Raw genomic sequence first — 14472 nt, 5'->3', positions numbered from 1 at the left:
CAGGGGGCAGGTTTGGCGCAGGTAACCGGAATTGATCATGTACAGCTCGCCATGCCGCATGGCGGGGAGGACGAGGCGCGGCGGTTCTTCGTCGAAGTGCTGGGCATGACCGAGATGCCCAAGCCGGCCCATCTCGCGATCAACGGCGGCTGCTGGTTCTCCGCCGGAACGGCGCATATCCATTGCGGTGTCGAGCGCGATTTCACCCCGGCGCAGCGCGCCCATCCGGCGCTGCTGGTCGATGATCTGCCGACGCTGGTTCAGCGGCTCGAGATGGCAGGTGTGCCTTTCGCGCCGGGCAAACCGCTCGATGGTTACAAGCGCGGCGACGTGCTCGATCCATTCGGCAACCGGATCGAACTGATGCAACGCACCCCCGCCTGAGGGCACGGTTTACCAGCATTTAAACTATAATCCTTAGGTCTACCTCCGATCAGCAAGCCTGCCCGGCGGCTCGAACACGTGCCGTCGGCCACTTCGCAGAGGGTAGAGTACCTTGAACGCGCAAAGTTTCGATTTCGATCTCTCTGGCGCGCGCGCTGGGAATGAAACCACCGCGCAACCGGTGTCCACCGGTGATGCGCCGAATTGGCTCGACCGCTTTTCCCTCGCAACGAAACTCAATGCCGCCAGCATAGCTTCCGCACTGATCCTGTTGATCATTGCTGCCACCGTGATTGCAACGGTTTCCTATTATTCGGGTGCAGGCCGTCATGTCGCCGATGTGGCAGGCCTGGAGGTGCGCACCACCCACGCTGTCATGGACATCGACGACGCGGCCACCGCGCTGCGAGACTATCGCGAAGAAGGCGAGCGAGACGCGCTGACCGAGGTCGCCCCTGCCCTCGCCCTGGCGCAGGAGAACATCGCCTACACCCGCGACTGGATCAGCGATGCCATGCCGCCCGAGACCCATGAAATGGTCGGGCGATTCGACGAGGAGCTCATCGATCTGAACTCGCGCTGGGCGCAAATTGCGCGTGATCCAAACCCTGTCGCGACGCAAGCCTTCGAAGAAGACCTGCTCGTGTTGCGAGAGGAAATCGCAGACTACGCACGCACGCTTCGTGGAACGCTTGCACCGGCCGCGCGCGAGCTGTTCAACGGCATCGACCGTGTATTGATAATCGACATCATATTCGTTCTTGTCGCCGTCACGGCAGCGTTGCTCGGCGCCCGGATGATCAACCGCAATGTCGTTGGCATGATTTCGGGCATCACACACGCGGCAGAGGAGATTGCCGACGGGAAGATGGAAACGGCCATTCCCGGGCGGGAGCGCCAGGACGAGATCGGTGCGATGGCCCGGGCCCTTGCCGTTTTCCGGTCGAGCTCGCTCGAACTGCGTGACCTCAATGACGCACGCGCGACAGACGCCGAAGCCAAACTCGAACAGCAGAGAGCGCTGAGCGATCAGATGCGGCATTTGCGCCAGGAAAAGGGGCAGTTGCTCGAAGACCTCGCCAAGGGGTTCGAGATATCGGTGGGCGAATTGATCACGGCGGTCTCGGCCGCATCGGACCAGCTGAAGGCTACCTCGCGCCAGATGGTGGGCCTGGCCGACAATTCGCATGATCAGGCACAGGACGCCAGCGATGCCATGCGCGAGGCGACCGAGAACATCACCGCTGCTGCGGCCGCGACCGACGAGTTCGCGCTCTCCATCAGCGAGATCAACCGCCAGGCTTCCGCGTCAGCCGAGCTGGCCCGCGAGGCAAGCGGACTGGTTGGCACCGCCAATACGAAAATGGCAGGCCTGTCGCAGGCGGCGCTCGAAGTCGGCGAGATCATCGAGGTAATCCAGACGATCGCACAGCGCACCAATCTGCTCGCGCTCAATGCTTCGATCGAGGCGGCGCGCGGGGGCGAGGCAGGCCGCGGCTTCGCGGTAGTGGCGAGCGAGGTGAAGGAACTGGCGATGCAGACCAGCCGCGCAACCAGCGACGTGACCGACAAGATCACGGCCATGCAGAACTCGACCCAGTCGAGCGTGGATGATCTCACCAATATCGTGAAGAGTATCGGCGAGCTTGAACAGGCCGCAGTGACCATAGCAAGTGCGGTGGACCAGCAATCGGCCTCTGGCGAAGCTCTGGCGCGCAATATCGACACGGTTGCCGCTGGCTCCGTGAAAGTCGAAACGCAGCTCGAAAGCCTGCGCAACGCGAGCCATGAAACGGGCTCTGCCGCCGACGACGTGGTCGAGAGCGCCAATTCGCTCGACAGCCACGCCAAGGATCTGCGCGAAAAGGCCGACCGCTTCATCGCGGATGTTCGCCGGTCCGCGCAAGATCTCGAAAAGGGCAACGACGCCGTCGAGCGGGTTGCCGGCTAGAGCAGGGTCAATTCGGCGGTAATCTCATCGCCGGGCGCGATATCCTCGGCGCGCATCACTTTCTTGCTGACGAGCAGGATCCATTCGCGCTCTCGTCGCCCTACCGTTTCGCTACTTGAGGGCGAAGGCTTCTTCTGCGGGAAGACCGAGGTTTTCCATTGCGTTTCACCGATGAGCGCCATGACCTTGATCGATCCGAAGCCGCGCTGACGCCCGAATTCGAGCCGCTGCATCAAGGCATGAGCCGCGAGTGCCTCTGCCGCTTCGCCGGTGATCCTGAGGAGGTGATAGACGGCCTTTTCACCCTGCCACCGGGCAAGCGGAGCGCGGTGAACGAGTGTTTCAGTCACTCGCCACGCGCCGCACCGGCACCGGGATGTTGCAGATGTCCGCGCCGCCTGCGGGGTGAATGAAAAAAGGGTCGCGGCGGTTGGCGCGCGCCTCGGCATATTTTGCGAATGTCTCGCTCTCGGTGCTCAGATATTCGAAGGCGTATTTTCGGCCTGCCGCTTCGCTACTTGAGGCCTGAAGGTCACTTACAACCCTGACACTCAGGATCGGCGTGCGCTTGTCGAGTTCGTCCTCGCCATAAAAGCCGAGCTCGCCTTTGCCGCGCGGCAGCGAGGAGAGATGCTCCATCCCCTCGATGATGCGCCCGACCAGCGCGATATTGCGGTCGAGATGCCGCGGCGCATGGCCGATGACGGTGTAAAGCTCCGCGCCCGAGCCGGTGTCCGGCGAGTAGTTCCTTCCGACGCCAACCATGCCGTAGCAATGGACTGGCCAGAAAACCGCCGAGTCCCCAGCAGTATTCGATGCGATAGGCCATCCGTTGTAGAACTCTACAAAATAGCCATAAGAATCACGTTGATGCCAACCTTGTGGCGCTGATGATGTTCTTGTGGACGCAATCGAAATCATCGCTCGCCGCTCTCTTTCTTCATAAAGAGGAAGATACCGGCCAAATTCGTCTCGTTTCAAATTCACTTTATTTGCCTGCACGGCAGAGGACATGGATTCCATGGATTGGGAGTACTCATCCTCGCCCATCACCCGCAGGCCCTCGGGCAGAGTCTTGGTCTCGCCCTCGGCTTCGGGATTGTCGTAATTAGGATCGCCCCATTGCACGACGTAATTGTCCTGCACGCGGTTGACGCTGATATCGTCGTACCATTTCGCGCGGGCGAGCTTGCGGATGTTCTCCACCCACCCCTGGCTGAAGGGCGCGGGCATGAGCTGGATCACGACCTGGCGCGGATTACCTTGCGGGTCGGGAGCGAGCGTCATCACCAGCAGGTCTTCCGGTGAAATGCTCACCCACTCTTCGGCATCCGCCGCCTCGACGATCTGGTTGGGCGATGGGGCACCCTCGGGCTCATCCTGAGCATGTGCGGGAAGGGCGAGGGCGAGAGCCGCAGCGGTGAGGAGTGTCTTCTTCATGGCACTGTCATGCCACGCGCTCTTCCTAACAAAAACCCCTTTCCACGCGTTTTTGAGGGCGGAAAGGGGCCTTGTCAGCGACGTTCGCAAGGGAATGCCCAACCGCGCAGCGTCGCCAATAAGTGCTCTCTTATCACGGCATTACGAGTCGCTCGAAATCAAATGCTGCAACTCGTCTTGCGGTATGAAGCGTTCGCCGCTAGATGCGCGCGCTCTTGTCCCGATGTAGCAAGGCGACCAGAAGGACAGGCTTGTCCTCTTCTGGCGACGCGACAGGGCGGACAGGACTTGTCCTCGTGCGGCGAAGCGGTAGGGGGAACATAGTGCGGAGCAGTGGCCGAGTGGTCGAAGGCGCACGCCTGGAAAGTGTGTATACGGCAACCCCGTATCGAGGGTTCGAATCCCTCCTGCTCCGCCACCCCTTCGGGACAAACTTCTCTCCGCTGCCGTGGGGTACCGTCGCAAATCCTTGAACTAGCGTCGTTTGGATTTTCAGAGCGGTACCATCAAACCGAACCGAGAGAGAAAAGGCTCTACTTGTGACCGGTGATCATGAGCGGAGAACGGAACTTTGGTACGCCCCTGCCGATTCATCACTTTCTGATAGCATTTCGAACATTACGATGGGAAAACTATCGTTCTATAAAAAAGGGAATTTGGAGGCAGGGTTCGACGAGCGAAAAACAGGCCGTAGCCACTGGGAGCAACCATGATCGAGGATAAGCAGGAGACGCTTGCTCGCCATATCGAGGCCTACATCCGGCTCGAGGCGGCCACTTGTGAGAAGATGTTCCGCCAAGGCCTTGGTACTGCGATCTGGCATGACCAGCATGGCGAATATTGCGGCACTGTCTGGGTCAGAAATATCTCATCTTCCCAGATAGTTATCGCCTACTCCAGTCTTTCGCCTCAGTCAAGCGGCTCTGGCGAAGGCCAGGTGCTCCTGCCGCTGGAGCGCGCCGCCACCAATCCCAATTATCACAAGCCCTATTTCCTCTGCCGAGACTGCGCCAGGCGGAGCGGCCAGCTGGTCCTCGCAAAAGAAAAATGGGCCTGTCGGAAGTGCCATGGGTTTACCTACCGCAGCCAGCGACTTGGCCCGGCCTATCGCAAAGAGCAGCGCAGCGAGGAGCTATTCGAGCTGCTGCGCCCGGTCGGGGGCCAACCCTCCCGGCCTCGCTACATGCGTGCCGAGCGTTTCGCTGCACTTGTAACGGAGTATGAGACCTTGCGCGCCGAACTGCGCGAGAAGCCGCGGATGTTGCCTGAACACTCGCTTAGGCTAGCGCTCAAGCCGAGCTGGAGGAGCTCGTCCGAGCCATGGGTCATTTAAATGCATTTGACATATATCTATATTACACTTAACTAGCATGCATGAACCGACCCCCTGTCGCCAGCGATCTTGGCGCCTACCCCTCACCACACCTTGCGGTCGATATCGTCCTCTTCACCATCGAGGACCGCGACCTCAAAGTCCTGACCATCGAGCGCAGCTCTGAGCCCTTTGCGGGTTGCCAAGTCCTGCCGGGCGACTTTGTCCATCCGGGCGAAGACCTCGATGCCACGGCCCGTCGGGTCCTCGCCGAAAAGGCAGGCCTTGCCGATCTGACAGTCGAGCAGCTTTATACATTCAGCGCGCCGGACCGTGATCCACGCGGCTGGGTTGTCAGCACCGCCTATCTGGCTCTGGTTGCCTACGAACGGCTATATGCTGCCGCTGGCGAGATTGATGGACTGCGGCTGCCACAAATCACGGCTGACGCGGATGGAGATGCGGTCCAGCTCGAGGACGTAGGCGAGCCTGTCAGGACCGGCTTTGATCACGGGGCAATCATTCACACTGCTCTGGTGCGGCTGCGCGGCAAGCTTGAATGGTCGAGTCTGCCCTTTGATCTTTTGCCCGAGCGGTTCACCCTGCTTGAGCTTCAGAACGTCCACGAGACAATTCTGGGACGCGCACTCAATAAGCCGCACTTTCGCAAGAAGTGGCATGGCAAGATGCTGCCCGATGGCAGTCACCTCGAAGCCACTGGCGAGTTCACCAGCGGACGCCCTCATCGTCCAGCCGAGTTCTACCAGCTCAAGGCGGTACAATGATGCGCGGTCGGACCAGCCTGAGCCACCCGTTGCAGATTGCCGAGCTACGTCCTGTCCTTGGTGGGACAGCAAGCGGGAAGATCGGGCTGACGCTCTGCCCTGGGAAGAAGCAGGCATACGCAGTCTCGGGAGCGTGGGACCGCGATCTGGCTATCGATCTCGATGCAATCATGGCCTGGGGCGCTGCGGCCGTGGTCACCCTGGTTGAAAGCCAAGAACTAGAGAGCCTGCAGGTTACGCGGCTCGGGGAAGAGGTCTTGGCCCGGCACATGACCTGGTATCACCTGCCGATCCGAGATGTGGACGTGCCCGATGCGGCATTTGAAGAGGCCTGGATCAACATCGGCGCGCACCTGCGCGGCCTCGTGCGCCAAGGCTTTGGTGTATTGGTTCACTGCAAGGGCGGACTTGGCCGTGCCGGGACAATTGCCGCACGGCTGCTGGTCGAGCTGGGTATGGATCCTGACGACGCCATCAAGCAGATCAGAAGCGTCCGACCAGGTGCCATCGAGACCGCCGCACAGCTTGAGTATGTCAAAAGCTGTGCTCCGGTCGAAGAGCCCTTGCCTGACGCCAGCCATGAAGCGGTACGCGATCGCGCTATCGGTGCTTTGCTCGGACTGGCCGTGGGTGATGCCATGGGCACGACCGGAGAGTTCCAGGCTCGCGACAGTTATCCGCAGATCATCGATCTTGTGGGAGGAGGTGCCTTCAACCTGCCGGTCGGTGCCTGGACGGACGACACTGCCATGGCGCTTGCGCTCGCAACCAGCTTGCACGAACAAGGCGGGCTTGATGAAGAAGATCTCATGTGCCGCTTTCTCGCTTGACGTGAGCGGGGCGAGTACTCTTGCACGGGAACCTGCTTCGACGTCGGTACCACGGTTAATCAGTCGCTGAACCGCTTCAAGCGCACCGGTGATCCTGTCGCCGGGGCCAGCGATCCGATGTCAGCCGGCAACGGCAGTCTTATGCGTCTCAGTCCTGTCGCGGTCCGTTACTGGCAGGATGACAGCTCGCGCCGGGACATCGCGGCCCGGCAGAGCAGAACAACCCATGCCGCACCAGAGGCGGTTGATGCCTGCGTGGTCTTTGCAGACATGCTGGCCGAAGCGATTGCCGGGAGGTCTCGTCATGAAGTCCTGCGACTAAGGCAAGAGCCATTCGCAGGCCGCCTCTCAGAAGTCCTGGCCGGATCCTGGCGCGGGCGAACCCGCGAGACGATCCGAAGCTCTGGCTATGTGATCGACAGCCTTGAGGCCGCGCTCTGGTGCGTCGCGCGGACTAACAGCTTTGCCAAAGCCGTGTTGCTCGCTGCCAACCTAGGCGACGATGCCGACACGGTCGCCGCCATCACGGGACAGCTTGCTGGAGCACTTTATGGCAAGGAAGGCATCCCGGCGTACTGGCTCGAGCGGCTCGCCTGGAACAGTCGAATTGAAAACATGGCGCTGGAGCTGACGATGCAGGCGGGGTGGTTCCCAACTGAAACTTCAAGTGCACAAGATTGCTGAGCGAGTGGCGGAGCCGAAACGGCAGGAATTGGCAATGGTATCTGGCTAAGCAGACATTTCGGCGTACCGGTCGCAAGGTGAGCTTTGCGCCCCAAACTCGGACATTCGATCTCTATTTAGCTATGCCTGAAAACAGTCATTTCTTCAAAGATCTCGAATTCCACAGACCTGTGGGCAGCCCTGGATCTCTCAGTTCAACCAAGGGCCGGTGATAGCGAGCGTTGTTGTGGGGCTGTAGGCATTCACAAAAAGGGTGGTTCCGTCAGGTGACCAGCATGCACCCGCCAATTCGGTTTCGGCTTTCAGCCAGCCGAGCGGGTATGCGTCGCCAGCAGGCGTGATCCCGCGCAAATGATTGGTCGACACATCGCCGCTCTGATCTTCGCAGACAATGAGATGGCCGTTGGGCGCGACCGTAAGGTTGTCACCATAATGGAACTGGGTCGGGTCGCTGCTTTCGAAGAAAAGTTGAAGTTGCTCCCCCTTTTCATCCAGCGACAAACGGAAAATCTGGCCTAGCTTCCTCACGCCGCCCGATGTGCAGCAGAAGTAGAGTTCGCCATCGCCCATGTGGATGCCCTCGCCGCGTGCAAAGAGCGTTGCGCCCATTGCAGCGCCGCGCGATCGCAAGTCGTCCTGCGGACTTTCGACATTATCGATATCGACCCAGCTGACTGCCGCCCACGAACCCGGAGCCATGCTCGGCCGAAACCAGTTGCGGCTGTCAGCGATACTCGTGGCGATGAGAGCCTGCAGTTTTCCACCCCGCCTCAGCTCCCCAGGAACCTCGGGAATGAACCGGTAGAGCAAGCTGTCATCGCGATCTTCGGTCATGTAAACCACGCCGGTCGCCGGATCGACACATGCGGCCTCGTGATTGAAGCGGCCCATCGCTTTAAGCGGGACCGGATCGACCAGACCATTGGCGTCGGCAGGCACTTCGAAAACCCAGCCGTGATCGCGCTCCACACCGTCGCCCGCACGGGTCACGTCTTCCTCGCAGGTCAACCAGGTGCCCCATGGGGTCACCCCGCCTGCACAATTGCGGATCGTCCCGGCTAGGGTGCGGAACTCGCCCTTCACTTTCAGCGTCTTTGCATCGAGGATCAGGTTGGTCGTTCCGCCGGGAAGGATTTCGCCGCTGTCGTTTCTGTCGAACCCTTCGGAAAGCTTTCCGCTAGCCGCGTGATCGACCTTCAGCTCGTGATTTCTCACCAGAGCGATCGATCCGTCACCAAGGTCGAAACACCCCATGCCGTCCGCGCGATCGGGGACGGTGCCACCATCGGACATCGAACTTCCCAGCTGGGAAATGACCCGATAGGAAAACCCTTCGGGCAGATCGAGCAGGCCTGCGGGATCAGGCACGAGAGGACCATAAGGACTTGCTAAGAGCGAGCCTGACGGATTGCCGACGAATCGGGCACAACCACTCGACAGCAGCGCGGCAAAAGCGGTCCCGGTTGCCCCCACGAACATGCGGCGATCACATTGCATCGCTACCTCGCTTCCAAAGCGCTCAATATAGCTTCCCAGGAAGCTAGCTTGAAGTTCTGCGCAGCGGGAGGATTGATGCCATCCTGCGCAACGAACAATCCGCCCGGGTAGGATGCCCCGAAAGAGCCGAGGTGTAGAGCAATGCCATCCGTTTCCTCGGTCGCGCCGATAGCATTTCCGCCAATCCGGAACCGGCCCACTGCGCGCATGTCTGGGAGAGAGAAGACAGCGTAGGCGTTGTCGCCCTGGCTCGAGGCCACAAGATAGCCGCCATCCTCTCCATCAGGTGCGAGAGCAAGACCTTCGACGTCTGCGACGATCATGCGATTGTCGACCGCCGCGACCAGGTCACCAACGCCGCTTGCCACATCGAAGCGCCAGATGCCGGCCATCTCCTCGCCGACATAAAGCCGGTTGGTCCGCGAATCGTAGACGCACCCCTCGGGCTGGCTCGGCACGCTTGAGAAAGTCTCTGTCGCGTTGCTCCAGCCATCCCCATCACGCCGAACGGTATTGCGCGCGATCCTGCCATCCTTGATCGGACTGAAGAGTGTGACCGAACCATCATTGGCTTGCTCACCGATGCAGAAACCATAGGCTTCGCCCGGACCGGCATCAACGCGGGCCAGCTCGCTCAGCGTGCCGCTGCGCGTATCGAGCGAAGCAAGCAGGATTTTCGCATTGGCCGGATCGCCGCGATCGCTCGCGCCGACCAATATCGTGCCATCGGCCAGCTCGATGAGGTCGACGTTATTCAGCAAGCCGCCGCCCAGGAAGCTTCGGACACTGCCGTCGAGGCCATAGACATACAGCCCGGCTTTTTTGTCCGTTGCGACGATCAGGCTGGCTGAGGGATCGGCCGCGTTGCGCCAGATGGCGGGGTCGTCTGCCGCATCCTCGTCAGCGGTTCCCACCGGTTCAGTCTGCGCGACCGCGCCGACTTCGACCGCAGGGTCGCCCTCGATCTGGATAGTGGCACACGCCGCCACCAGACCAAGCGCGACAAGCGAAAAGCGATGGAAGTTTCTCATGGTCAGAACGTGTACCGAGCACCGAACTTCATAGTCCAGCTGTACTCTTCATACTGCAGCAGGTTTTCGCGCCCGCCCAGGCGGTTGAAAGCGAAATACTCCGCATCGTTGATGTTGACCCATTCATAATAGAACTGGAGATTGTCGGTGGCTCGGAACTTGGCGCTGAGATCGAGCTGGAAGTGATCATCGACATACCGGTCGAGATCGGCTTCGTCGGATAGCTCGTCGAGATAACCGTCGCGATAGGTTCCCGAGAGCCGGATATCGAACGGCCCCTTGTCGAAACCGACTGAGAAGTTCGCGGTATGCTTCGAGGTGGTCGGCAGCGGTATGTTGCGCGGCCCTTCGCTTTCGACTGTGGTGATCGTGCCGTCGGCATCGGTGAAGGTGTAGTTCGCCTGAACCACAAAGCCATCCAGCGGCCCGCCGAACGCCTGCGCAAAGCCGAGTTCGAAACCGAATATGTCTCTCTCGTCCCCATTGGTGAAGATCGTCGCTTCATCGAAGGTGACGCCATTGAACACACCGCCATTGTCGAAGTTCTGTTCGACGATGAAATCCTCGACGCTCTTGTAGAACACCGAAGCGAAGATCGCGCCGTTGTTGCTCATGTAGTATTCGGCTGCAGCGTCGATGTTCCAGGCCTCGGTCGGGCGCAGCGAGGGGTTGCCGAACTCACCCTCACGCTCGCCATCATCAGCCTCTTCCACCGTTATGCGCGGCGCCTGCTGGAACGGACCAGGCCTCACGATGCTGCGGTATCCGGCAAGGCGCAGAATGAGGTCGTCTTGCGCTTCGTAACGGATATTGATGCTCGGCAGCCAGTGATCGTAATTGCGGGTCGTTGTGGTCGGCGTGACAAGTACCGTATCGTCAGTAGCGACCGCCCCGCCGGGCAGAATGCCATCTTCTTCGACAAGCAAAACATCGTTGCCCGAAAGGGTATTCGACGTGTCCTCATAGCGCACGCCGGCGATGACCGTGAAGTCGCTGCTGTCCCAGCGTCCGAGGAGATAGCCGGCAAGGATGTCCTCTTCGACCACGAAATCCTCGACATTGGAATCGAACTGGCTGTCGATCTCCTGCAACTCGAAATCACCGAAATTGGCGAAGAAGAAATCGGTCGATTCCGTCAGCCCCGGCAGCGGGTCCAGATCCGCAATGCGATATGTCTGGCCGATACCCAGAGCATCCGACATGAAGAAATTGTCGTTCTCGTAGAACTGTATTTCTCCGTTGAAGCTCTTCTCGCGCCAGCGGCCCTTGAAACCGGCCTGCACGGTGAAAGTGCCGGTATCGCCGATGAAACGTCGGCCAACGTCGAACTTCGCCGCGTACTCCTCGTCTTCGCTGTCCGACAATGCGGTAAGCTCGATATCGTTGAGCTCGTATGCGGCCGGATCGAAGAAATCCCCGGTCGGGTCAGCTGCTACCGAGTAGATCGGCAGGCGCGGGGCGGAGAAGTCGAACCCGACCTGCAAACCTTCGGCTTCGAACTCCCGTTCGAACTGGGTCGGATCGAGACTTCCGTTCTCGAACTCGCTCGATTTGGCGTAGCTGACCGAGTATTCGGCGAACCAGGCGTCCCAGTCGCTCTCACCTCCGAAGGCAATGGAACGGATGCGCTGGCGTTCAAAGCGATCCTTTACGTCGCGCTCGACGGTGATGGCTTCGTCATCGTCATAGAGCGGCGCGTCGCTCGAGCCGCTGACGCCCGCATCGCCCAGATCGAAGATCAGGCGACGGCGGAACTCCTGATCGTCGAATTGGCTCCAGATGCCTTTTACGTAGAGCTCGGTGCTATCGCCGACACGGAAATCGAGACCCAGTGTTGCGCTGATCCGCTCACGCTCGACATCATAGTCGCGGTACTGGATTTCCTCGGCGTAGATCAAGCCGTCCTCTTCCCAGTCATCGGCCTCGATGTTGTCCGTCTCGAACTCTCGATTGTAGAACGAAACGCCGCCGGAGATACCAACGTTCTCGCCAAGCTTGACCGAAAAATCAGCGCTGAGGTCGGGCGTCAGTTGTTCGGACAGGTCGTTATAGCTGCCGCCGATCGACGCGACAAAGAGGTCCTGCTGCCGGTCGAAGGCACTGGTGGTCTCGATTTCGATCGAGGCACCGATCGTGTCGGCGTCCATGTCGGGGGTCAGCGACTTTTTCACTTCGACCGATTCGATGATGTCCGATGAAATGACGTCTAGCGCGACCGCACGCACATCATTCTCGGGCGAAGGGAGGCGCACCCCGTTGATCGAGGTTGCGTTGAGCGTCGGGTCGAGACCGCGGACCGAAACGAAGCGGCCTTCGCCCTGGTCGTTGAGGACGTTGACGCCCGGCAGGCGGCGGAGGCTTTCTGCCACGTTCTGGTCGGGAAATTGACCGATCGCATCTCGGGTCAGGCCGTCGCTCACTAAGTCGGACGCGCGTTTGCGCGAGAGGGCGGACGCCTGGTTGGCAATCTGGCCGATCACGAGAATATTGCCGTCGCCAGCAGAGCTCAGCGCGAAATCCACGCGCTCGACCCCTGTGTCGCTGACCGTGACGCTTCGCGTCTGCGTTGCGGCCCCGATATAGCTGACCTCGATCTTGTATGTGCCAGCCGGCACATCGTAGAAACTGAAGGTGCCATCCCGCTCGGTCGTGGTTTGACGATCGAGCTCGACGATACGCACTTCGGCAGCGCGAACCGAGACGGTGTCTTCGGCGTCGGTAACCTGCCCTCGAATGTCACCAGCAAAAGCGGTTGCCGGAGCGAGAATTGCAGCAGCAGCTGCACCAGCAGAAAGTACGGATTTCAGTTTCATCGATATTGCCCTCCAGATGTTGAAGGCGCGCTACGATGCTCTCTTGACGGCTTCGCGTCAGATCGGTGACGGAGACATTTCAAAAGTCGACGCGCGGTAACAAAAGAGTCGCGATCGCGCTTCAGCCTCGTGCTCGCGCCTCTTCCCTAGAGACGAGCAACTGGGTTGCGGAAGTTCCTATCAGCCGGGAAAACTGCTTCGCGTGCGATTGGCGATGGCCACCAACGACAGCATGACCGGGACTTCGACAAGCACCCCTACAACGGTAGCGAGCGCCGCACCGCTTCCCAATCCGAACAAACCTATGGCTACGGCAACGGCGAGCTCGAAAAAATTTGAGGTCCCGATCAAGGCGCAGGGCGCGGCGACCGCATGCGGCACCTTCCATGCCTTGGCTGCGGCATAGGCGACGAAGAATATCCCGTAGCTCTGGATGATGATCGGTGCGGCGATAAGCGCGATCAGCAGCGGGCGGGCGACAATGGTTTCCGCCTGAAAGCCGAATAGCAGCAGCACCGTCAGCAGAAGGCCAATAATCGAGAGCGGCTTCATGCGACCAGTGAAGTCGGAAACCGCCGCTTCATCGCTGTGATGCGTCGCTAGCAACCGATGGCGTAGGTATGCTCCTGCTGCGAGCGGCACTACGACGTAGAGCGCGACCGAAAGCAGCAACGTTTCCCATGGAACCGGTATGTCGGTCACGCCCAGCAGCAGTGCGACGATAGGCGCGAAGGCGACGATCATGATGAGATCGTTCGCCGCGACCTGCACCAGCGTATAGGCCGGATCGCCCTTGGTAAGCTGGGACCAGACGAAGACCATCGCGGTGCACGGAGCGGCGCCGAGCAGGATCAGCCCGGCGATATATTGCTGGGCGTCGGCAGGATCGATCAAGTCGGCAAAGACGACCTCGAAGAACAGCACGCCCAGTGCCGCCATGGTGAAGGGCTTGATGAGCCAGTTCACGATCAGCGTAATGATCAGGCCCTTGGGTTTGTCGCCGACCCGTCGCACCGCGCCAAAGTCGACCGCGACCATCATCGGGAAGATCATCGCCCAGATCAGCACGGCGACCACGAGATTGACCGAGGCGTACTCGATGGCTGCAAACGAGGCGAAGATATCTGGTGCGAAATTGCCAAGCGCAATCCCTGAAAGGATCGCTCCGCCGACCCAGACAGAGAGCCATTTTTCGAACAGGCCGAGGCCCGCCGCGCGGGCATCGACGTCAGCTGTAGCAGCAGTCATTGATTGTCTGCCTCGTGGCCAATGGCTTGCAGCTTTTCGCGCAAGGCGATCTGTTCCAGGCTGGGGATCGGCAAGGCCAGCATCAGGTCGATACGCCGCTTGAGCATGCGGAAGGCATCAAGAAAGGCTGCCGCCTTCTCGGTATCGCTGCCGTCGACCGCCGGGTCGGGAATGCCCCAATGTGCAGAGGTAGGGCGACCGGGCCAGACCGGGCAGGTCTCTGCCGCCGCACTGTCGCAGACCGTGAAGATCAGGTCGAACTCCGGGCCATTGGCAAACTCGCTCCAGCTTTTCGAGCGATAGCCTTCTGCCGGATAGCCCAAGGTCTTGAGCGTATGGATTGCCCAAGGGTTGACGGTACCGGTTGGATTGCTCCCAGCACTGTAGGCTTTGAAGCGGTCTTCGCCGTCATGGTTGAGGATAGCTTCGCCCAAGATCGAGCGAGCGGAATTGCCCGTGCACAGGAACAGCACGTTCAGCGGTTGTTCGGACATTCG

Annotated in this window: 11 protein-coding genes, 1 tRNA gene and 1 pseudogene; 6 read left to right on the top strand and 7 right to left on the bottom strand. The window is 60.2% G+C overall.

Going from position 1 to position 14472, the window contains the following annotated elements; all coding sequences use genetic code 11:
• Positions 1 to 12: 12 nt before the first annotated feature.
• Together CCE89_RS09980 and CCE89_RS09975 are read left to right on the top strand one after the other, a co-directional pair.
• Positions 13 to 384: a VOC family protein gene (locus tag CCE89_RS09980; RefSeq protein ID WP_143256013.1), complete on the top strand. Its 372-nt coding sequence runs from the start codon at positions 13 to 15 to the stop codon at positions 382 to 384.
• 112 nt (positions 385 to 496) lie between these two features.
• On the top strand, positions 497 to 2335 hold the full coding sequence (locus CCE89_RS09975) for a methyl-accepting chemotaxis protein (protein WP_086437858.1): 1839 nt from the start codon (positions 497 to 499) through the stop codon (positions 2333 to 2335).
• Here CCE89_RS09975 and CCE89_RS09970 read toward each other — a convergent pair.
• Both CCE89_RS09970 and CCE89_RS09965 read right to left on the bottom strand, forming a co-directional pair.
• Positions 2332 to 2685, bottom strand: coding sequence for a DUF1905 domain-containing protein (locus tag CCE89_RS09970; RefSeq protein ID WP_200810321.1), 354 nt, complete (start codon positions 2683 to 2685; stop codon positions 2332 to 2334). The genes CCE89_RS09975 and CCE89_RS09970 overlap by 4 nt on opposite strands.
• Positions 2678 to 3775 (bottom strand): peptidylprolyl isomerase, encoded by a 1098-nt coding sequence (locus tag CCE89_RS09965; RefSeq protein WP_086437856.1) that lies wholly within the window; start codon positions 3773 to 3775, stop codon positions 2678 to 2680. Before CCE89_RS09965 ends, CCE89_RS09970 begins: the two co-directional genes overlap by 8 nt.
• Positions 3776 to 4102: 327 nt before the next feature.
• Here CCE89_RS09965 and CCE89_RS09960 point away from each other — a divergent pair.
• The 4 genes and pseudogenes from CCE89_RS09960 (at position 4103) to CCE89_RS09945 (ending at position 7386) form a co-directional block, all read left to right on the top strand.
• Positions 4103 to 4193 (top strand) — tRNA-Ser (locus CCE89_RS09960).
• A 291-nt stretch (positions 4194 to 4484) separates the two neighbouring features.
• Positions 4485 to 5108, top strand: a complete 624-nt coding sequence (locus tag CCE89_RS09955) for a hypothetical protein (RefSeq protein ID WP_086437855.1) — start codon at positions 4485 to 4487, stop codon at positions 5106 to 5108.
• 41 nt (positions 5109 to 5149) lie between these two features.
• Positions 5150 to 5872 (top strand): NUDIX hydrolase, encoded by a 723-nt coding sequence (locus tag CCE89_RS09950; RefSeq protein WP_086437854.1) that lies wholly within the window; start codon positions 5150 to 5152, stop codon positions 5870 to 5872.
• Positions 5869 to 7386 (top strand): annotated as a pseudogene (locus CCE89_RS09945) (ADP-ribosylglycohydrolase family protein). Before CCE89_RS09950 ends, CCE89_RS09945 begins: the two are co-directional and overlap by 4 nt.
• 189 nt (positions 7387 to 7575) lie before the next feature.
• Here the strand turns inward: CCE89_RS09945 and CCE89_RS09940 are convergent.
• From CCE89_RS09940 to CCE89_RS09920, 5 genes are all read right to left on the bottom strand, one after another.
• Positions 7576 to 8865 carry an alkaline phosphatase PhoX gene (locus CCE89_RS09940; RefSeq protein WP_327078641.1) on the bottom strand — a complete coding sequence of 430 codons (1290 nt, stop codon included), beginning with the start codon at positions 8863 to 8865 and terminating at the stop codon, positions 7576 to 7578.
• A 20-nt stretch (positions 8866 to 8885) separates the two neighbouring features.
• Positions 8886 to 9914: a phytase gene (locus CCE89_RS09935; RefSeq protein ID WP_200810320.1), complete on the bottom strand. Its 1029-nt coding sequence runs from the start codon at positions 9912 to 9914 to the stop codon at positions 8886 to 8888.
• Positions 9915 to 9916: 2 nt separating this feature from the next.
• Positions 9917 to 12727, bottom strand: coding sequence for a TonB-dependent receptor (locus tag CCE89_RS09930; RefSeq protein ID WP_200810319.1), 2811 nt, complete (start codon positions 12725 to 12727; stop codon positions 9917 to 9919).
• A 180-nt stretch (positions 12728 to 12907) separates the two neighbouring features.
• Positions 12908 to 13975, bottom strand: a complete 1068-nt coding sequence (gene arsB, locus CCE89_RS09925) for an ACR3 family arsenite efflux transporter (RefSeq protein ID WP_086437852.1) — start codon at positions 13973 to 13975, stop codon at positions 12908 to 12910.
• Positions 13972 to 14469, bottom strand: coding sequence for an arsenate reductase ArsC (locus tag CCE89_RS09920; RefSeq protein WP_086437851.1), 498 nt, complete (start codon positions 14467 to 14469; stop codon positions 13972 to 13974). Before CCE89_RS09920 ends, arsB begins: the two co-directional genes overlap by 4 nt.
• Positions 14470 to 14472: the final 3 nt, after the last annotated feature.

This window comes from Altererythrobacter xiamenensis (assembly GCF_900177715.1).
Classification (GTDB): domain Bacteria; phylum Pseudomonadota; class Alphaproteobacteria; order Sphingomonadales; family Sphingomonadaceae; genus Erythrobacter; species Erythrobacter xiamenensis.
Note: the sequence above shows the minus strand (reverse complement) of the source record. Positions and strands in the feature narration are given on the sequence as shown.

Excerpts from the sequence above, each read along its gene's own strand:
- CCE89_RS09965 (WP_086437856.1), bottom strand. The coding sequence starts at position 3,775 with ATGAAGAAGACACTCCTCACCGCTGCGGCTCTCGCCCTCGCCCTTCCC.
- CCE89_RS09955 (WP_086437855.1), top strand. The coding sequence starts at position 4,485 with ATGATCGAGGATAAGCAGGAGACGCTTGCTCGCCATATCGAGGCCTAC.
- CCE89_RS09950 (WP_086437854.1), top strand. The coding sequence starts at position 5,150 with ATGAACCGACCCCCTGTCGCCAGCGATCTTGGCGCCTACCCCTCACCA.
- CCE89_RS09940 (WP_327078641.1), bottom strand. The coding sequence starts at position 8,865 with ATGTTCGTGGGGGCAACCGGGACCGCTTTTGCCGCGCTGCTGTCGAGT.
- CCE89_RS09935 (WP_200810320.1), bottom strand. The coding sequence starts at position 9,914 with ATGAGAAACTTCCATCGCTTTTCGCTTGTCGCGCTTGGTCTGGTGGCG.
- CCE89_RS09930 (WP_200810319.1), bottom strand. The coding sequence starts at position 12,727 with ATGAAACTGAAATCCGTACTTTCTGCTGGTGCAGCTGCTGCTGCAATT.
- arsB (WP_086437852.1), bottom strand. The coding sequence starts at position 13,975 with ATGACTGCTGCTACAGCTGACGTCGATGCCCGCGCGGCGGGCCTCGGC.
- CCE89_RS09920 (WP_086437851.1), bottom strand. The coding sequence starts at position 14,469 with ATGTCCGAACAACCGCTGAACGTGCTGTTCCTGTGCACGGGCAATTCC.